Raw genomic sequence first — 18,781 nt, 5'->3', positions numbered from 1 at the left:
GTTTGAACACTGTTACGCACTCACAGGCCTCGACTTCTTGGCCTTCTGCCGCCAGTTGGTCAGGATCCGTTCGGTGTAGCCGTTGGGTTCGGTGCGGCCGGCGAAGACCAGCTCGAGGGCGGCCTGGAAGGACTCGCTGCCCTGCAGATCGGCACTCATCGGCCGGTAGCCGGGCTCGCCGGCGTTCTGCCGGTCGACCAGCGCGGCCATCCGGGCGAAGGTCTCGCGGACGGTCTGGGCGTCGACCAGACCGTGGTGCAGCCAGTTGGCGATGTGCTGGCTGGAGATCCGCAGCGTCGCGCGGTCCTCCATCAGCCCGACATCGTCCAGATCGGGCACCGTGGAGCAGCCGATGCCCAGCCCCACCCACCGCACCACGTAGCCGAGGATCGACTGCGCGTTGGTCTCCAGCTCACGGCGCCGCTCCGGCCCGGTCAGCGCGGCAACAGCCTCCGGGGTGAGCAGCGGCAGTTCCAGCAGCTCGCGGCGCGGTGTCAGGGGACGGGCGCCGATCTCGCGTTGCCGGGCCCGCACGTCGACGCGGTGGTAGTGCAGCGCGTGCAGCGTCGCGGCGGTCGGCGAGGGCACCCAGGCGGTGTTCGCGCCCGCCCGGGGGTGGACGATCTTCTCCTCGAGCATGTCGGCCATCGCCGCGGGCTTGGTCCACATACCCTTGCCGATCTGTGCCCGACCGGCGAACCCGGCGCGCAGGGCGACGTCGACGTTGCGGTCCTCATAGGCGCCCAGCCAGGTCGTCGACCTCATGTCGGCCTTGCGTACGACCGGGCCCGCGGCGAAGCAGGTGTGGATCTCATCCCCGGTGCGGTCGAGGAACCCGGTGTTGACGAAGATGACGCGGTCCGCGGCCGCGGCGATACAGGCCTCCAGGTTGACCGATGTCCGCTTCTCCTCGTCCATGATGCCCACCTTGAGGGTGCGGGGCACCAGAGCCAGCTCCTGCTCGACGGCGGCGAAGATCTCGACGGTCAGCGCGACCTCGTCCGGACCGTGCTGCTTGGGCTTGACGAGATACACGCTCCCGGCGCGGGAGTTGCGGTGCCGACCGAGCCGATTCAGGTCGTACCGCGCGGCGACGGCTCCGACCAGCGTGTCGAGCAGCCCCTCGGCGATCTCGGTGCCCTCGGCGGTGCGCACCGCGGACGTGGTCATGTGATGACCGACGGTCCGCAGCAGCAGCAGCGACCGGCCCGCCAGCGTGAGCGGCGAGCCGTCCGGCGCGCGATAGTCCCGGTCGGGATGCATCCGCCGGCGGATCCTGCGGCCACCCTTGTCGAACTCGGCGACGAGCTCGCCGGTCATCAGCCCCAGCCAGGTGCGGTAGGCCGCGGCCTTGTCCGCGCCGTCGACGGTCGCGACGGAGTCCTCCAGGTCGACGATCGTGGTGACCGCGGCCTCCAGCACCACGTCGGCCACCCCGGCGTGGTGCTGCCGGCCGACCCGATGCTCGCGGTCGAGGGTCAGCTCGACGTGCAGGCCGTGCCGGACCAGCAGCACGGCGGCCGGCTCGGCACCGGTCGCGACGCGGTACCCGGCGAACTGCTCAGGGTCGGCGAGCGCGGTGCGCCCGGACGCCGTCTCGGCGACGAGCCCTCCGTCTGCGACGGTGTAGGCGGTGACCTCCGCGTGGCGGCCCCGCGCCAGCGGGAACAGCTCGTCGAGCACCCGGTCGGCCTCGGCGATCACCTGGGCGCCGCGCCGCTCGTCGTACCCGGGCGTCAGCTCGTGGTCCAGCGGCAGCACGTCGGTGCCGTAGAGGGCGTCATACAGCGAGCCCCAGCGCGCGTTCGCGGCGTTGAGCGCGTACCGCGGGACGGTGGCGGGCACCACGAGTTGCGGCCCGGCCACCTCGGCGATCTCGGGGTCGACCCCGCTGACCTGCACCCGCGCCTCGACCGGCGGCACCAGATAGCCGAGTTCGGTGAGGAACGCCTCGTAGGCCGCCATGTCGGTGGTTCCCGGGTTCGCCGCGTGCCAGTCATCGATTCGCGCCTGGAACTCGTCACGGCGCGCCAGCAGCTCGCCGATCCGCCCGGAGAAGCGCCGCTGCAACCGAGCCAGCGCCGCCCAGAACCACTCGGCCGAGGGCTCGTCCAGCCCCGCCAACAGCTCGTCCTCCACGAAGGCCCGCAGCACAGGGTCGACCCGAAGCCCGCCGGTCGTCTGGTCCGTGCTCACCGCATCCACCTCCCTCGATCGCCGTCCGCTGAGCAGCTACTTTCTATCAGCACGGCGTCGCGATTCCGAATCGTGGAATTCAGCGCCCACGACCTGTCGAATCGGTGACGGCCTTCGCGCGGCTCCGCCTCCGGTCGCCGTCCGCTGCACCGGCCGAACCAGCAGGGACTACGTTGGGCGTCGGCCGTGAGAGTGGAGGTGTACCGGTGACGCTCGACGAAGGGGTCCGCGGCGCGTTCGCCCGCGCGATCGGGGCCGAGAACGTGATCGACGACCCGGTGCGCTGCCGAGCCTACGAATGCGACGGGCTGACCGGCTACCGCGTGGTGCCCGACCTGGTGCTGCTGCCCCGCGACGCCGCGGCGGTGGCGGCCGCGGTGCGCGTGTGCGCCCAGCACGGGGTGCCGTTCGTGGCGCGCGGCGCCGGGACCGGGCTGTCCGGCGGCGCGCTGCCGGTGGCCGACGGCGTGGTGATCTCGCTGTCGCGGCTGCGCCGGATCCTGGACGTCGACCCGGTGAACCGGCGTGCGGTCGTCGAGCCCGGGGTGACGAACCTCGAGATCACCGCCGCGGCCGCGCCGCACGGCCTCTACTACGCGCCCGACCCGTCCAGCCAGCAGGTGTGCACCATCGGTGGGAACGTCGCGGAGAACGCAGGTGGCGCGCACTGCCTCAAGTACGGCTTCACCACCAACCATGTGCTCGCGACCGAGGTCGTGCTGCCCGACGGCGCAACGGTGACGCTCGGCGGCGACTCGCCCGAGCAGGCGGGACCCGACCTGCGCGGGGCGTTCGTCGGCTCCGAGGGCACCCTCGGCATCACCACCAAGATCACCGTTCGGTTGCTGCCGACTCCGGAGACGGTGCGCACGCTGCTCGCCGACTTCGGATCGATCAGTGCGGCGGGCGACGTGGTCAGCGACATCGTCGCCGCCGGAATAGTCCCGGCCGCGGTCGAGATGATGGACACCCTCGCGATCGAGGCCGCCGAACAGGCGGTGCACGCGGGCTACACGGTCGGGGTGGCGGCCGCGCTCGTCGTCGAACTCGACGGGCCGGTCGAGGAGTGTGAGGTCCAGTTCGAGCAGGTCAAACGGATCTGCGACCGGCATGGCTGCACCCGGCTGCACATCGCGGGCTCGGCCGCGGAGCGAGCGGCGATCTGGCGGGGGCGCAAGGCGGCCTTCGCCGCGGTCGGGCGCATCTCGCCGGACTACTTCGTCCAGGACGGTGTGGTCCCCCGCACCCGGCTCGGCGAGGTGCTCGACCGGATCGCCGCGATGGGCGAGGCGGCCGGGTTGCGGGTCGCGAACGTCTTTCACGCGGGCGACGGCAACCTGCACCCGTTGGTCCTGTACAACGCCGCGGCCGGCGAGACCGAGCGGGCCGAGAAGCTCACCGCCAAGATCGCCGAGCTGTGCGTCGAGCTGGGCGGTTCCCTGTCCGGCGAGCACGGCATCGGGACGGACAAGGCGTGCTCGATGCCCAAGATGTTCTCCCGCGACGATCTGGCCGTCATGCAGCGCATCCGGGACGCCTTCGACCCCGACGGCATCTGCAACCCCGGCAAGGTGCTGCCGACACCGCGGCTGTGCGGCGAGCGCCCGGGCCGCTACCGGCCCCACCCCCTCGAGGAAGCTGGAGTGATCGAACGCCTGTGACCGCACCCGCCCCCACCCCGTTGCGCCCCACGGATCTGCGCTCGGTACGCGACGCGGTCCTCGAGACCACGGGCACGCTGGCGATCGCCGGTGCCCGTACCGCCGCCTCGTGGGGCGGCGACCTGCACGCCATCGACGCCGTGCTCGATACGACCGGGCTGGCCGGAGTGATCACCCACAACCCCGGCGACATGACCGTCTCGGCGTACGCCGGCACCCCGTTACGAGATCTCAACGAGACGCTTGCGGCACACGGGCAGCAGGTGGCCTTCGACGCCGCCAGGGTCGCGTGCGGCGCGACGCTCGGCGGACTCGTCGCCACCGCCGACGCCGGCCCGGCCGCGCTGGCCCGCGGCTCGATGCGCGATCTCGTCATCGGCGCCACCGTGGTGCTGGCCGACGGCACCGTTGCCCGCAGCGGCGGGCACGTGATCAAGAACGTGGCCGGTTACGACCTGGCCAAGCTGATGCACGGCTCCTACGGCACTCTCGGGGTGTTGGTCGAGGTCGTGCTTCGGCTGCACCCGGTGCCCAGGAAGGCGGCCACGCTCGCCCTGGACTGTTCGCTCGCCGAGGCAGCCGGATACGCCGCGCCGGTCCTCGACGGCCCGTACGAGGCGGTGGCCGTGGAATGGCGATCGCATTCTCGCGGCGACGGTTCGGGACCGGGCGCGACCGAGTCGGGCAGGCTCCTGGTGCGCGTCGAGGCTACCCCGGACGCGCTCGGCGGGCGGGTGCAGCGGCTGCTGGGCGCACTGGGCTCCGGCGCGGCCGAGGCCGAGCCCGAGGAATGGGCGGCGCACGCCGAACGGGTACGGGGGCGGCCCGGGCAGGCCGTCCTGCGCATCGGCGCCCGGCCCTCGATGCTCCCGGGCCTGCTCGCCGCGTTGCCCGGGGCGGCTACCAACTCCGCCGCCCTCACCGTGGGGCTGGGCACCGGCGTGGCCACCGCGGCCCTGCCCGCCTCCGCCGCGGGCGTGGTGGCCGCGCACCAGGCGGTGCACGCCGCCGGCGGGACATCCACGCTGCGGGAGCGGCCCGCCGGGCTCGGCGCGCCCGCGTGGGGCCCGCCGCCGTCCGCGGTGCGCGTGTTCAAGGCCGTCAAGACCGCACTCGACCCCAAGGCCCGCCTCGGGCCCGGCCGCTTCGACCCGTGGATGTGATCCGTTCGTGACCACCGCCCCCGCCGGCCCCGGTGCCTTCGACGCGCACCGCCCGCCCGAGCGCGACCTGCTCGACGACTGCGTGCACTGCGGGTTCTGCCTGCCCACCTGCCCCACCTACCAGCTGTGGGGCGAGGAGATGGACTCCCCGCGCGGCCGGATCTACCTGATGAACCTCGCCGAGAAGGGCGAGATCCCGCTGCAGGGCCCGTTCCACGAACACATCGATCGCTGCCTGGGCTGCATGGCCTGCGTGACGGCCTGCCCGTCCGGCGTGCAGTACGACCGGCTGCTGGAGTCGGTGCGCCCGCAACTCGAGCGCAACGTCGAACGATCCCGGGCCGACCGGCTCTTCCGGGACGCGATCTTCGCGCTGTTCCCGTACAAACGCAGGCTGCGCGCGGCGGCGCTGCCCGGGGCGCTCTACCAGAGGCTGCGCCGGGTGCCCGCGGTGCGCAGGCTCGCGACGCGGCTGCCCGGGCGGCTCGGCGCCCTGGAGTCGCTGCTGCCGCCGGTGACCGTGCGCGACGCCTTCGCGCGCCTGCCGGTCTTCACCCCGGCCGTCGGCGAACGGCGTTCCCGGGTCGCGCTGCTGTCCGGCTGTGTGCAGGACGTGTTCTTCCACCGGGTCAACGAGGCCACCGTGCGGGTGCTCGCCGCGGAGGGTTGCGACGTGCTGGTACCGCGGGACCAGCAGTGCTGCGGGGCGCTGGAACTGCACGCGGGTCGCGAACCCGACGCGGTGGCCAGGGCCCGGCAGACGATCGCCCGGTTCGACGCCCTGGAGGTCGACGCGATCGTCACCAACGTCGCGGGGTGCGGGTCGTCGATGAAGGAGTACGTCCACCTGCTCGCCGACGACCCGGTGTGGGCCGAGCGTGCGAAGGCGTTCAGCGCCCGGGTGCGCGACGTGCACGAGGTGCTGGCCGACCTGCTCGACGACGGCGGACCGCGGGCGCCTCGGCACCCGTTCCGCGGTCGGGTCGCCTACCACGACGCCTGCCATCTGGGGCACGCCCAGCGGGTCCGCGCCCAGCCGAGGGCGGTGCTGCGTTCCATTCCGGAGCTGGAGCTCGTCGACCTCCCCGAGGCCGAGCTGTGCTGCGGCTCGGCGGGCATCTACAACCTGGTCGAGCCGGACGCCGCGGCGCAGCTGGGCGAGCGCAAGGCGGCCAACGTGCGATCGGTGGCGCCGCGGGTGGTCGTCACCGCCAACCCGGGGTGCCTGCTGCAGATCGGCAAGTACCTCGACGACGACCTGGCGCTGCTGCACCCGGTGCAGCTGCTGGATGCCTCGATCCGGGGAACGCCCGTGCCGCGGCGCTGAACCGGTGGTGGAATGCCCACGCTCGGCTGCGCCGGCACCGCGGCCGAGGCCCGGCTCGACGGGCTGATCCGGCATACGCGGGGTGAGCGCCGCGCTCAGCCTCGTGCGAAGTGGTCCCAGCCCCCCGAACCCGCGTACGGGCGACCGTCGACGAGCACGGCGGGGGCACCCTCGCGAACCGCACCGATCACGGTCCAGCCGGACGGCAGCGCACCCCCCGGCGGGAAGGTCGCGACCAGCGCATGATCCTCGCCGCCGGTGAGCAGCCAGTGCAGCGGATCGGTGCCCAGCGCGGACGCCACCTCGCGCAGCCGCATCGGCACCTCGAGCGCGCCGCTGTGCACGTCGACGAGAACCCCGGAGGCCTCCGCGACGTGTCCGAGGTCGGCGAGCAGCCCGTCCGAGACATCGATCATCGCGGTGGCCCCGGCCAGCGCCGCGGCAGGCCCGGCGGCGTAGGGTGGCTCGGGAACTCGATGAGCCCCGACGACCGCCACCGGCGAGCGGAACCCGCGATGCAGGACGGCCAGTCCGGCGGCGGCCCAGCCGATCCGCCCGCACAGCGCGACGACGTCACCGGGGCGGGCACCCGCGCGGGTCACCGGTTCGCGGCCCTCCAGTGAACCGAGCGCCGTGACGGAGATCACGAGCGTGGCCGACGCCGCCACGTCCCCGCCGACCACGCCGATCCCCGACGCCCTGGCCTCGGCCCAGAGCCCGTCGGCCAGGCCCTCCAGGGTCGCGACCGGCGTCGAGGCCGGGCAGGCCAGCCCGACCAGCAGCGCCGTCGGCACCGCACCCATTGCCGCCACATCGGCCAGGTTCGCCGCCGCGACCTTGCGACCTGCCTGTTCCGGAGTGGACCAGTCGAATCGGAAGTGCACGCCCTCGACGAGCACATCGGTGCAGGCGACGACCCGGCCGTCCGGCGCCGCGACGACCGCGGCGTCGTCACCGGGGCCGAGCAACGTCCCTGGCGACAGCGGCCGACCGGCGGTGACCCGATCGATGAGGCTGAACTCCCCCAGCTCGGCGAGCGTCTCCGGCTGGGTGGTCGCGGGATTCACCCCCTCGGCTCCCCCGGATGAGGCCCTCGACGATATAGGCACAGCGGCCACCTCCGGTACGTTCGGCTTCCGACTTTCCTACCCGACACGACCGCCGCGCCATCGGGATGACGCGACGGACATCCCGACATGGAAGGGGCACGCCGTGGTTCACGCTTACATCCTGGTCCAGACGGAGGTCGGCAAGGCGGCCGCCGTGGCGGCTTCGATCGCCGGCATTCCCGGGGTCATCTCGGCCGAGGACGTCACCGGACCATACGACGTGGTCGTCCGGGCCGAGGCGGACGACGTCGACAAGCTCGGGCAGCTCGTGGTGGCCCAGGTGCAGGGGGTCAGTGGTATCACCCGCACCCTCACCTGCCCCGTCGTCAAGCTGAGCTGATGCCTGTGGCAGCGCCCGAGAGCCGTACCGGACGATGGGAGCGACCCCGGCCGGCGGTCATTGTCGCGATCACGCTACCGGTCCTGCTGGCGGTCGTGGTCGCGGCGATCGCGATCGTCGTCCGGGTCCGCGGCATCGGCGGCCCGGACGCCGCCGCCCCGGCCCCGGCCGAGACCGGGCCGCTGGCGGTGGCCCCGGTCGACGCACCCGGTGCCGGCTCCCCCGAGTGCACCTCCGTGCTGGGTGCCGTCCCGGCCGAGCTGCCGGGCCCCGAGGAGCCGCTCCCCGAGCGTCCGCTGTCGGCTCCGGCCCCGGCCGGGGTGCGTGCCTGGGTGGCCGCGCCGCGCCCCGTCGTGCTGCGCTGTGGGCTGCCGCGGCCCGTGGAGCTCACCCCGTCCTCGCCGCTCATCGAGATCAACGGGGTGAACTGGCTGCAGCTCACCGACATCGCCCCGGATCCGACCCTGAGCAGCTACGTCGCGGTCGATCGGCCGGTCTATGTGGTCCTCACCATGCCTTCCACGGTCGGCAGCGGGCCGCTGCAGGCGGTGTCGGACGCGGTCCGCACAACCCTGCCCCCGACCCCGATCGCCGTCCGCTGACCGCCGTCCCCCTCCCCGCGAGTCGGGGTATTTCCGAGCGCGAGTCGGGGTATTTCCGAGCGCGAGTCGGGGGGACCTTCAGTTCACTCCTCACCCGAGGTCGTGATCATCATTGTGGCGGCGCGAGCCGCGCAGAACGCGGTGGTAGCCACCGAATCGCCGATCACGGTCCCGCCCGGGGCGACCTCCGGGCCCGGGCGCCACTGGCCCACCTCTCGGTCAGTACGCCCGGGCCACGTCGGCTCAGCGCAATCCGGTCCCGCGGGCGAGCGCCGTGTCAACCAGCGTGGACAGCAGCGTCGGGTAGTCCACCCCCGTGACCGCCCACATCCGCGGGTACATCGAGATCGGGGTGAACCCCGGCATAGTGTTGATCTCGTTGATCGTCAGCTCGCCGCGTGGCCCCACGAAGAAGTCGACGCGTGCGAGCCCCTGGCAGTCCAACGCCCGGAACGCGGCCACCGCGAGCTCGCGCACCCGCTCGGTGACCGCGTCGTCGAGCTTCGCCGGGATGTCGAACTCGCAGACGTCGTCGAGGTACTTCGCCTCGAAGTCGTAGAACTCCGGGCCGGGCCCCACGATCCGGATCTCGGCCGGAACGCTGGCCCGCACCGCACCATCGGGGAACTCGAGCACCCCGCATTCGACCTCACGACCGACGATCGCCGCCTCGACCAGCACCTTGGGGTCGTGCACCCGCGCGGCCTCGACCGCGGCACCGAGAGCGGCCCAGTCCGAGACCTTCGTGATCCCGACCGACGAACCGGCCCGGGCCGGCTTGACGAAGACCGGCAGCCCCAGCCGCTCGCGCTCGGTGTCGGTGAGGGTGGCGGTGCCGGGTCGCAGCACGACCCGGTCGCCGACCGGCAGGCCCTCCGCGGCGAGCAGTTTCTTGGTGAACTCCTTGTCCATGCCGGCGGCGCTGGACAGTACGCCCGCCCCGACGTACGGGACGCCGGCCATCTCCAGCAGCCCCTGCACCGTCCCGTCCTCACCGTAGGGGCCGTGCAGAACCGGGAACACGACGTCGACCTGCGCGAAGAGCTCCCCGCGGCGGTCGGCGTCGAGACGCACCAGCCCCCCTCGGGTGGGGTCCCCGGGCAACGCGAGCGCTGTGCCCGAGGCGTCGACGGCGGGCAGCCGCCGCTCGCTGATCGTCAACCGCGCCGGGTCGCGCGAACCGAGTACCCAGGCACCGTCGCGGGTGATGCCGACCGGGAGGATCTCGAAGCGTTCGCTGTCCAGGTGCGACAGCACGCTCCCGGCCGAGACGCACGAGATCGCGTGCTCGCTGCTGCGGCCACCGAAGACGACGGCCACCCGCACCTTTCGATCCGTTGCGCTCATGAACGCCGAGGGTAGCGGCGTCACCGGCACAGGACCCGACGTGCCGCTCCCGCAGGTCGATTTTCGGGGGCCCGCTCGCTCGGTGAACCGACGGTCGGCAGGTAGCCGGCGGCCCGTCCGGCGCATCGTCTCCAGCAGCTCCCGGATGCCCGGCGTCACGGCGAGCCGTGCCGACATGCGTCCTCGGCACCCGGCGACCAGTGGCGAGATCGGCCACGACACCGCACCCCGCCGCGGACCTGCACCCGGCGGCTAGGCCCGGACGGGCCGCACCAGCACCGCGCCGGCGTGCTCGCGTGCCGGACCGGCCAGCCGTTCGCGCAGCGCCGCGAACACGTTCTCGGCCTCCAACCCGTTCCAGTCCGCCGGCAGCAGTGCCAGCGGGAGGCCGGGGTCGGCGTACGGCAACCTGCGCCAGGCGGTCAGTACCTGCACATAGTCGGCGAACGCCCGCGCCGCGTCGCGCTCGACTCCGGACGACCAGCGCTCCCGGACCGGCCGGTACCGCTCGACGAAGTCGGTGTAGAGCTCACGCAGAGCTTCGAGGTCCCACCAGCCTCGCACGTTCTCCCGGGGGTCGCGGAAGGCGAGGTGCTGCGCGCGGAAGACCTCGGCGTACACCGTGAGCCCGCGCCGTTCCAGGACCTCGCGCACCTCGGTCTCCAGGTGCCCGGGTGCCACCCAGACCCCCGGCGCCACGGTGCCGAACCCGAGCCGGGTGAGCTGCGAGCGCAGCTGGTGGCGCTTGTCGCGCTCCGACTCCGGAACCGAGAAGACGACGAGCAGCCATCCGTCGTCGAGCGTCGCCCGCCGCCGTCCGAAGATGCGGGCGTCGCCCTCGTCGAGAATCTGCCGGGCGGTCGGCGACAGCGTGTAGCCTGCGGTCCCGCCGACCTTCTCGGCGATCAGCAGACCCCGCCGTTTGAGCCGGTAGATCGACGACCGGACCGCCTGTCCGTCAACTCCGAGGTCGGCCATCAGCCGCACCACCGACGCGATGGACAGCCAGCCCTCGTTCTGGCGGGCATAGAGTCCGTAGAGAGTCACGATCAGCTGCCGTGGCTGGGCCGCGGCGAAGGGGCGTCCGCCGCGCACCGGATCCTCGACGACGGTCACCGATCCACGATAGCCGTCCCGGTGCCTGTCTCGGCGCGTCGGCGTTCATCCGCCGGCGCCTGCGGAGGTGGGCGCTCGCTAGACCGGGGCGGGCACCTCGAACGGCTCGAAGGCGAACCGCACCGTTCCGCTGCGTTCGGTCTTCGCCGTCAGGACGCCGCACGCGGTGCTGGTTCCCAGCTCCGCCAGGAGCTTGGCCAGCTCGACGGGCGCGTCGGTGGCCTCGGTCGAGGATTGTGCGAGCGTTCGGTGCAGCGCGGTGACGTCCCAGCCGTTCCGATCGCCGCTGCCCGTCGGCACCGCCAGCACCACGTTCAACAGCCAATGTGGCGGTTTACCGGCGAGCTCGGGCGTACTGTGCGACTCGATGCCGATGACCTGGTCGGCACGGACCAGCCCATCGTGCAGAGTCCTGATCCACAGTCCGGTCAGACCCATGCCGTCCTCCTCACAGCCGCCGCTGTCCGGCCGCGTCGCTGCACCAGACCGACCATTGTCGGGCCATCCGGGCTCCGGACCAACAACCCCGACAGGGCCCGCGGCCGATCAACGGCGCAGAACATCGGCGACGACGTCCAACGCCGGCTCCAGGTCTGCCCGGGCGGGCCCGGCGTAGCCGAGCACCAGACCCGCGCGTGGCGCGGACCCGCCGTAATGGCGGGTCAGACCGTCAAGGGCCACCCCGCGGGCGGCGGCCGCGGCCAGCGCCGCGTGTTCGGTGTCGCGCCGCGGGAGCGGGACGACCAGGTGGGCGCCCGCCGCGTCCCCGCGCACCGGGAGTCCAGCACCGGCGAGGGCGGTGACGACCCGGACCCGCCGGTTCGCCAGTTCGCACCGCAGTCGCCGCAGGTGGCGCGAGAGGTCGCCGTGCGCCGCCAGTGCGGCGAGCACCCGCTGCCCGGCGGGTGACGGGCGCACGCCGGTGCGGTCGCGGTGGTCCAGCACGGCGGCCCGTACGGCGGGCGGGGCAACCATCCAGCCGGCACCCAGTGTCGGGGTGAGCAGCTTGCTCGCCGTGCCCAGATGCACCACCACGTCCGGTCCGAGCGCGGCGAGCAGGGGCAGCGGGGCGACGTCGTAGCGCAACTCGCCGTCGTAGTCGTCCTCGATGATGAGCATGCCCTCGGCGCGCGCCCGCTCCACCAGCGCGACCCGGCGGTTCGCCGGGAGCCGCGCACCGAGCGGGAACTGGTGGGCCGGGGTGCAGTAGACGGCGACGAGGCCGGTCGGCAGGGCTTCGACATCGAGGCCGTGCTCGTCGACCCGCACCGGGACGACATCGAGCCCGCCGGCCGCCAGCGCCGCGGCGGCCCGCCGGTATCCGGGTTCCTCGACGGCGACCGCGCCGCCGCGCGGCAGGACGCGGGCGAGCTCCGCGATCGCGGCGGTGCTGCCCGCGGTGGCGAGGACCTCGGCAGGATCGGCGGGCAGCCCGCGGTGCCGCAGCAGATGGTCGACGACCGCCGTGCGAAACGCCTGGTCCCCCTCGGGCCGTGGGTAGGCGTCGGCGGGGAGGTCGGCCCCCGCCCGCCAGGCCCGGCGCCAGGCCGAACGGTCCAACGCCTCGATGCACGGTGACCCCGCCCGCAGGTCGACCAGGCCTTCGCGCCCGGCCGCCGACGGTGCCCGGGGTGCCGGTCGCGGCGGCACGGACGGTGGCACGGACGGTGGCGCGGCCGTGACGTAGGTGCCCGATCCCCGCCGCCCGGCGACCCAGCCCTCGGCCAGCAGCTGGTCATACGCCGCGGCAGTGACGGTCCTGCTGATCCCGAGCGTCACCGCCAGCGCCCGGGTGGAGGGAAGCCGGTCGCCCACCCGCAGCACCCCCGTCGCCGCCGCCGCGCGCAGCGCCGTGGCCAGTTGAACGCCGAGCGGCACGGCACCGGAGCGATCGAGGGCGATCGGCGGGATCTCCGGATCGCCCATCGGATCGGCCCTCCGGTTTCCGCACGAATTGGCCCTGCCAGAGTGCCACTTCGGGAGTCAGGCTGGGCCCGTGACCATCTCGGACCGACCGCTGTCCCCCACTGCCCGCAGCACGCTCAAGCGGGGCAGGCGCCGCGCGCGCATCGACCGCGCCGATCTGCACGCCGTCCTCGACGCCGGCCTGGTCTGTCACCTGGGTGTGGTTCTTCGGGGCGCACCGGTCGTGCTCCCCACCGGCTACGGACGCGTCGACGACGTGCTCTACCTCCATGGCTCCACGGGCGCGGCCACACTGCGCGCCGCCGCGGCGGGCGCCCCGGTCTGCGTCACCGTGACGCTCCTGGACGGGATCGTCTACGCCCGATCGGTGTTTCACCATTCGATGAACTACCGCAGCGCCGTCGTGCACGGCACCGCCCGGCCGGTCACCGACCGTGGCGAGCAGTTGACCGGGCTTCGCGCCATCGTCGAGCACCTGGCGCCGGGATCGTGGAGCCACGCCCGGCTCCCCGACGGAAAGGAGATGGCGGCGACCGCGGTGCTGGCGGTCGACCTGGCCGAGGCCAGCGTCAAGATCCGTACCGGGCCGCCCGGCGACGAGGACCGCGACATCGCCGACCCGGCGTACTGGGCGGGCGTGCTGCCGCTGCACACCCACTGGGGCGCCCCTGAGCCGTGTCCGCGACTCGCGCCCGGCACCCCGGTCCCGGCGCATGTGCACACCCGCTCGGCCACGAGGACAACCTCATCGCCCCCGGACGCGGCTGGGGGCCGGAACCCGTCCGAGACCGTACCGTAATCTCCTGGCGCGTGAGCGAGCGAAGCCAGCGAACCGGACCTCCGAGCACCGCAGCTCCGCCCCCTCCGGTCTACCCCGGAGCCGAGCGCCTCGACCTCGTCGAACGGCTGCACGGCCACGACGTCGCCGACCCCTATCGATGGCTCGAGGACCCCGAGGACCCGCGCACCCGAGCCTGGTCGGCCGCGCAGGACGTGCTGGCCCGCGAACACCTTGACGCGTTGCCGGGCCGCGCGCGGTTCACCGCGACGGTGCGGGCGCTCCTGTCGTCGGGTTCCGTGTCGGCGCCGCTGTGGCGGGCCGGCCGGGCGTTCTTCGTCCGGCGCCTGCCCGACCAGGAGCACGCCGCCGTGCTGGTCCGCGAACCCGACGGCACGGGCGGGTTCCGTGAGCGGGTGCTGCTGGACCCCCTCGAGCTCGACCCGACCGGTCTCACCACCCTGGACGCCTGGACGCCCAGCCTGGAGGGGACCCTGCTGGCCTATCAGGTCTCCCGCGGCGGAGACGAGCAGTCGATCCTGTATGTCCTCGACGTCACGACCGGTGAACCGGTCGACGGCCCGATCGACCGCTGCCGCTACTCCGATATCGCCTGGCTGCCCGGCGGCGAGGAGCTGTACTTCGTGCGCAAGGTCGCCCCGGGCGAGGTGCCCGCGGGCGAGGAGGACTTCCACCGCCGCATCTGGCGGCACCGCATCGGCACCGATCCCGTCGCCGACGAGCTCGTCGAGGGTCCCGGTCTCTACGACGAGCACACCTACTACGGGGTGCGGGCCTCCCGCGACGGACGCTGGCTCGTCGTGACCGCCAATGTCGGCACCGCGCGGCGCGACAGCATCTGGATCGCCGAGCTGACCGACGGCAAACCCGGCCCGCTCACCCCGGTGCTGACCCAGGACGACGACGTGCAGGCGACCGCATGGGTGGAGCGCGATGGGCGGCTCTACCTGCGCACCACCGACGGTGCCCCGCGCTGGCGGCTGTGCGTCACCGACCCGCGTACCCCGCAGCGCGAGCATTGGCGCGAACTGGTCGCCGAGGACCCGGGCTCCGTACTGGAGGGCGTGCGCTGGCTGGAACCCACCGACGGGGACGGCCCGCTGCTCGTGCTCGCCCGTTCCCGGCATGCCGTGGCCGAGGTGGCGCTGCACCACGCGGTCGACGGCACTCCGCGCGGCACCGTCCCGCTGCCCGGCACCGGGTCGCTCACCGGGCTGAGCACGGCCGACCTGGACACCCCCGAGCAGCGCGGGCGGCTCTGGATCGGCTGGACCGACCTCCTCACCCCGCCTCAGGTACACCGCTTCGACCTTGCCCGGAACACGACCCGGCTCGAGACCGCGGCACCGGGGACCGTCGAGGTCCCCCCGACGCGCACCGAGCAGCGCACGTTCCGTTCCCTGGACGGCACCACGGTGCGGATGTTCGTACTCACCCCGGCCGGGGACACTCCCGCACGCCCGGTCCCGGCGCTGGTGACCGGATACGGCGGGTTCGGGCTCAGCCGCGAGCCGGCCTACACCCCGTCGGCGTTGGCCTGGGTCGCCGCGGGTGGGGCGTTCGCCCTGGTGTCGCTGCGCGGCGGCGGCGAGGAGGGCGAGCAGTGGCACCTCGCAGGCAACCGCGCCAACAAGCAGAACGTGTTCGACGACCTGCACGCCGCCGCGGCGGCGCTGATCGAGGCCGGTACCACGAGTGCCGAGCAGCTCGCCCTGATCGGTGGCTCGAACGGCGGACTGCTCGTCGGCGCCGCGCTGGTGCAGCGGCCGGAGCGCTACCGCGCCGTCGTCTGCTCCGCTCCGCTGCTGGACATGGTGCGCTACGAGGAGTTCGCGCTGGGCCGGACCTGGAACGACGAGTACGGCACCGCGGCGGACCCGACCGAGCTGGGCTGGTTGCTGTCCTACTCCCCCTACCATCACGTCCGGCCGGGCACCCGCTACCCCGCGGTGCTGTTCACCGTGTTCGAGTCCGACACCCGGGTCGACCCGCTGCACGCCCGCAAGATGTGTGCCGCCCTTCAGTCCGCGACGACCGGTGCGGTCGCCGACCGCCCGGTTCTGCTCCGTCGGGAGACCGATGTCGGGCACGGCGGCCGCTCCGTTTCCCGGACCGTCGACCTGACCGTCGACCAGTTGTCGTTCCTCGCCGCACACACCGGGTTGGAGCTGCGCTGACCATGGATCTGGTCCCCGTGCCCCCGGGGCTGCTGCCCGCACAGCCCTCCTGCGCCGGCGAAGCCGGCACCTGGTGCGCCCGGTTCTACCGGTGGACGAACAACGATTTCCTGGCCGCGTCCGCCGACGCGATCATGAGCAAGGGCTCCGCGATCGCGCTCATCATCGTGTTGTCGTTGCTGGTTCGCTGGCTCATCCACCGGGCGATCAACCGGTTGATCGAGGGCGCCACGAACGGCCGGGTGACGCGGCTGCTGCTGCGCGGTGCGCCGGCCCGGCTTCGGGCCGCGACCACACCGGTCACCGCCCAGCGGCGAACCCAGCGGGCCCGCACGATCGGCTCGGTGCTGCGCTCGTTCACCTCCGCGGTCGTGCTGCTGGTCGCCTCGGCGATGGTGCTCGGCGAGTTCGGGGTGGCGCTCGGCCCCATCCTGGCCTCGGCCGGGATCGTCGGTATCGCCATCGGTTTCGGCGCGCAGAACCTCGTGCGCGACTTCCTGTCCGGCATGTTCATGTTGCTGGAGGACCAGTACGGGGTCGGCGACGTCGTCGATCTCGGCGGGGTGAACGGCACCGTCGAGGCGGTCGGGCTGCGGATCACGACGGTGCGCGACATCAAGGGCACCGTCTGGTACGTGCGCAATGGCGAGATCCTGCGCGTCGGGAACATGAGCCAGGGCTACGCCGTCGCCGTCGTCGACGTGCCGCTCGCGCACACCGCCGACACCGCGCAGGCGATCGAGCTCGCCGACCGTATCGCCGGCGAACGCCTGCAGCAGCAGGACGTGGCCGAGGACGTGATCGAGCCGCCGCAGGTGCTCGGCGTCGACAAGGTCACCACCGAGGGCGTGGTGCTGCGGCTGACCGTCCGGGTCAACCCCGGCCGGCAGTTCGCGGTACAGCGCGCGCTCAACGCGGCCATCTCCGACGCCTTCGACGAGGCGGGCATCCCCCGCCCGCTCGGTTCGCTGTCCCTGCTGGACCCGCAGGGCCCGGCGGGCGCCGAGAAGGGTTCGGTCCAGGGATAGTGCAAGAATGAGGCAACAGGGGCATTGTCGGCCGGCAGCGCGACCCGGCCACGCCGCCCCCACGAACGTCGACAGGGAGTCCGTGTGAGCAGTCCGCAGAACTTCTACGCTGAGGTGGGCGGCGCTCCGGTATTCGCCAAGATCGTCTCGCGGTTCTACGAGCAGGTGGCCGAGGACGAGGTGCTCCGCCCCCTCTACCCCGAGGAGGACCTCGGCCCGGCCGAGGACCGGCTGCGGATGTTCCTTGAGCAGTACTGGGGCGGCCCGCGCACCTACTCCGAGCGACGGGGGCACCCGCGGCTGCGGATGCGCCACGCCCCGTTCCGGATCGGACCGATCGAGCGCGACGCGTGGTTGCGCTGTATGCGCGTCGCGGTCGACGAGGCGGGACTGGACGACGCTCACCGCGATCAGCTCTGGACCTACCTGACCTACGCCGCGGCCAGCATGGTCAATTCCGACTTCTGAGGATCCACGCCGCGGATGGCAGGATTGCGCCCCGTGGAGTGGTGGCGTGATGCGGTCATTTACCAGATCTACGTCCGCAGCTTCTGTGACTCCGACGCCGACGGCGTCGGAGATCTCGACGGGGTCCGGAGCCGGCTCGGCTACCTCGAGTTGCTGGGCGTCGACGCGGTGTGGCTGACGCCGTTCTACCCCTCCCCGATGGCCGACCACGGCTACGACGTGGCCGATCCGCGCGATGTCGACCCGGTGTTCGGCGATCTGGCCGCGTTCGACGCGCTCGTCGAGGACGCGCACCAGCACGGGATCCGCGTGACCATCGACCTGGTGCCCAACCACACCTCCAGCGAGCACGAGTGGTTCCGGGCGGCGTTCGACTCGCCCCCCGGGAGCCCGGAGCGGGCGCGCTACCACTTCCGACCCGGCCGCGACCCCGATGGCTCCGAGCCGCCGAACAACTGGCAGAGCGTGTTCGGCGGACCGGCCTGGACCCGGCTGTCGGATCCGGACGGCACGGACGGGGAGTGGTATCTGCACCTGTTCGCCCCCGAACAGCCGGATCTGAACTGGACCAACCCCGAGGTCTGGGCCGATCTGGAGAAGACGCTGCGGTTCTGGTGCGAGCGCGGGGTCGACGGGTTCCGGATCGATGTCGCGCACGGCATGGCGAAACCGGAGGGACTGCCCGACGACACCGGGGCCCACGCCCGGTTGCTCGGGGACACCGGCGGCGACCCCCGGTTCGACGACGACGGTGTCCACGACGTCCATCGGATGATCCGTGCGATGCTCGACCACTACCCGGGGCGGATGGCGATCGGCGAGGTCTGGGTCCGTGACGACGAGCGCTTCGCCCGCTACGTGCGCCCCGACGAGCTGCATCTCGGCTTCAACTTCCGGTTGCTGCAGACCCCATTCGACGCCGCCGAGGTGCGGGCGGCGATCGAGCATTCGATCGCGGCGGTCGATTCGGTCGGGGCGCGTCCGACGTGGACACTGTCCAACCACGACGTCTCCCGTCCGGTCACCCGCTTCGGTGGCGGCGCGCTCGGGCTGGCCAGGGCGCGGGCGATGGCGCTGGTGACCCTCGCCCTGCCCGGGGTCGTCTATCTCTACAACGGCGAGGAGCTCGGGCTGCCCGATGTCGATCTGCCCGACTGGGCGCTGCAGGATCCGGTGTGGGAGCGGTCGGGGCATACCGAACGCGGCCGCGACGGTTATCGGATACCGGTGCCCTGGGAGGGCGGCCCACCCGGGTACGGGTTCAGCGAGGGCAAACCGTGGCTGCCGATGCCGGACGACTGGTCCGGGCTGACCGCCGAGGTCCAACTGGAGGACACGGCGTCGACGTTGTCGATGTTCCGGCGCGCCCTTGAGCTGCGGCACAGCCACGCGGGGTTCGCGACGGACCAGATCAGCCTCGAATGGTACGGCGCCCCGCCGGGGTGCCTGGCTTTCCGCCGGCCGGGCAGCACGCTGGTGTGTGCGCTCAACGCCTCGGAGACGCCGGTTCCGCTGCCCCCCG

General features: G+C 72.8%; 16 protein-coding genes. 10 read left to right on the top strand and 6 right to left on the bottom strand.

Features of this window, described 5'->3' with window-relative positions:
* Positions 1-12: 12 nt before the first annotated feature.
* Positions 13-2,196 carry a malate synthase G gene (locus tag ACFQE5_RS13495; protein WP_379585250.1) on the bottom strand — a complete coding sequence of 728 codons (2,184 nt, stop codon included), beginning with the start codon at positions 2,194-2,196 and terminating at the stop codon, positions 13-15.
* A gap of 206 nt (positions 2,197-2,402) precedes the next feature.
* Between ACFQE5_RS13495 and ACFQE5_RS13490 the strand changes: the two genes are divergently transcribed.
* The 3 genes from ACFQE5_RS13490 to ACFQE5_RS13480 are packed head-to-tail and all read left to right on the top strand — an operon-like array spanning position 2,403 to position 6,347.
* Positions 2,403-3,857, top strand: coding sequence for an FAD-linked oxidase C-terminal domain-containing protein (locus tag ACFQE5_RS13490; protein WP_379585249.1), 1,455 nt, complete (start codon positions 2,403-2,405; stop codon positions 3,855-3,857).
* Entirely contained in the window at positions 3,854-5,020 is a 1,167-nt protein-coding gene (locus ACFQE5_RS13485; RefSeq protein WP_379585248.1) for an FAD-binding oxidoreductase, read from the top strand. The genes ACFQE5_RS13490 and ACFQE5_RS13485 overlap by 4 nt, the downstream gene beginning before the upstream one ends.
* A gap of 7 nt (positions 5,021-5,027) precedes the next feature.
* A complete protein-coding gene (locus ACFQE5_RS13480; protein WP_379585247.1) occupies positions 5,028-6,347 on the top strand; it encodes a (Fe-S)-binding protein in 1,320 nt (439 codons plus the stop codon).
* A 95-nt stretch (positions 6,348-6,442) separates the two neighbouring features.
* On the opposite strand, the gene ACFQE5_RS13475 is transcribed toward ACFQE5_RS13480, so the two are convergent.
* Positions 6,443-7,414 carry a thiamine-phosphate kinase gene (locus ACFQE5_RS13475; protein ID WP_379585246.1) on the bottom strand — a complete coding sequence of 324 codons (972 nt, stop codon included), beginning with the start codon at positions 7,412-7,414 and terminating at the stop codon, positions 6,443-6,445.
* Positions 7,415-7,559: 145 nt separating this feature from the next.
* Here ACFQE5_RS13475 and ACFQE5_RS13470 point away from each other — a divergent pair, with 145 nt between their 5' ends.
* Complete coding sequence (locus tag ACFQE5_RS13470; protein WP_028928351.1) at positions 7,560-7,796, top strand: Lrp/AsnC ligand binding domain-containing protein; 237 nt, start codon at positions 7,560-7,562, stop codon at positions 7,794-7,796.
* Positions 7,796-8,398 (top strand): DUF3515 domain-containing protein, encoded by a 603-nt coding sequence (locus ACFQE5_RS13465; protein ID WP_379585245.1) that lies wholly within the window; start codon positions 7,796-7,798, stop codon positions 8,396-8,398. Before ACFQE5_RS13470 ends, ACFQE5_RS13465 begins: the two co-directional genes overlap by 1 nt.
* A 243-nt stretch (positions 8,399-8,641) precedes the next feature.
* Here the strand turns inward: ACFQE5_RS13465 and ACFQE5_RS13460 are convergent, their stop codons facing one another.
* The 4 genes from ACFQE5_RS13460 to pdxR form a co-directional block, all read right to left on the bottom strand.
* A complete protein-coding gene (locus ACFQE5_RS13460; RefSeq protein ID WP_379585244.1) occupies positions 8,642-9,745 on the bottom strand; it encodes a D-alanine--D-alanine ligase family protein in 1,104 nt (367 codons plus the stop codon).
* Positions 9,746-9,997: 252 nt separating this feature from the next.
* Entirely contained in the window at positions 9,998-10,861 is an 864-nt protein-coding gene (locus tag ACFQE5_RS13455; protein ID WP_379585243.1) for a PaaX family transcriptional regulator, read from the bottom strand.
* 78 nt (positions 10,862-10,939) lie between these two features.
* Positions 10,940-11,299 carry a hypothetical protein gene (locus tag ACFQE5_RS13450; protein WP_379585242.1) on the bottom strand — a complete coding sequence of 120 codons (360 nt, stop codon included), beginning with the start codon at positions 11,297-11,299 and terminating at the stop codon, positions 10,940-10,942.
* A gap of 108 nt (positions 11,300-11,407) precedes the next feature.
* Positions 11,408-12,787: a MocR-like pyridoxine biosynthesis transcription factor PdxR gene (pdxR, locus tag ACFQE5_RS13445; RefSeq protein WP_379585241.1), complete on the bottom strand. Its 1,380-nt coding sequence runs from the start codon at positions 12,785-12,787 to the stop codon at positions 11,408-11,410.
* Positions 12,788-12,863: 76 nt separating this feature from the next.
* On the opposite strand from pdxR, the gene ACFQE5_RS13440 reads away from it, so the two are divergent.
* From ACFQE5_RS13440 to ACFQE5_RS13420, 5 genes are all read left to right on the top strand, one after another.
* Complete coding sequence (locus tag ACFQE5_RS13440; protein WP_379585320.1) at positions 12,864-13,586, top strand: pyridoxamine 5'-phosphate oxidase family protein; 723 nt, start codon at positions 12,864-12,866, stop codon at positions 13,584-13,586.
* Positions 13,587-13,597: 11 nt separating this feature from the next.
* Positions 13,598-15,763: a prolyl oligopeptidase family serine peptidase gene (locus ACFQE5_RS13435; RefSeq protein ID WP_379585240.1), complete on the top strand. Its 2,166-nt coding sequence runs from the start codon at positions 13,598-13,600 to the stop codon at positions 15,761-15,763.
* A gap of 2 nt (positions 15,764-15,765) precedes the next feature.
* The gene (locus ACFQE5_RS13430) at positions 15,766-16,791 is read left to right on the top strand and encodes a mechanosensitive ion channel family protein (RefSeq protein ID WP_379585239.1); all 1,026 of its coding nucleotides are present in this window, start codon (positions 15,766-15,768) and stop codon (positions 16,789-16,791) included.
* 84 nt (positions 16,792-16,875) lie between these two features.
* Positions 16,876-17,259 carry a globin gene (locus tag ACFQE5_RS13425; RefSeq protein WP_379585238.1) on the top strand — a complete coding sequence of 128 codons (384 nt, stop codon included), beginning with the start codon at positions 16,876-16,878 and terminating at the stop codon, positions 17,257-17,259.
* A gap of 15 nt (positions 17,260-17,274) precedes the next feature.
* Positions 17,275-18,781, top strand: a 1,507-nt coding sequence (locus ACFQE5_RS13420) for a glycoside hydrolase family 13 protein (protein ID WP_379585237.1), incomplete at its 3' end; no start/stop codon positions are given.

It is taken from the genome of Pseudonocardia hispaniensis, from assembly GCF_042658695.1.
GTDB lineage: Bacteria > Actinomycetota > Actinomycetes > Mycobacteriales > Pseudonocardiaceae > Pseudonocardia > Pseudonocardia hispaniensis.
This window is presented reverse-complemented; position numbering and strand designations above follow the sequence as displayed.

Bases quoted from the DNA above. Each gene is read 5' to 3' on its own strand.
- ACFQE5_RS13460 (WP_379585244.1), bottom strand. From the start codon at position 9,745: ATGAGCGCAACGGATCGAAAGGTGCGGGTGGCCGTCGTCTTCGGTGGC.
- pdxR (WP_379585241.1), bottom strand. From the start codon at position 12,787: ATGGGCGATCCGGAGATCCCGCCGATCGCCCTCGATCGCTCCGGTGCC.
- ACFQE5_RS13430 (WP_379585239.1), top strand. From the start codon at position 15,766: ATGGATCTGGTCCCCGTGCCCCCGGGGCTGCTGCCCGCACAGCCCTCC.
- ACFQE5_RS13465 (WP_379585245.1), top strand. From the start codon at position 7,796: ATGCCTGTGGCAGCGCCCGAGAGCCGTACCGGACGATGGGAGCGACCC.
- ACFQE5_RS13450 (WP_379585242.1), bottom strand. From the start codon at position 11,299: ATGGGTCTGACCGGACTGTGGATCAGGACTCTGCACGATGGGCTGGTC.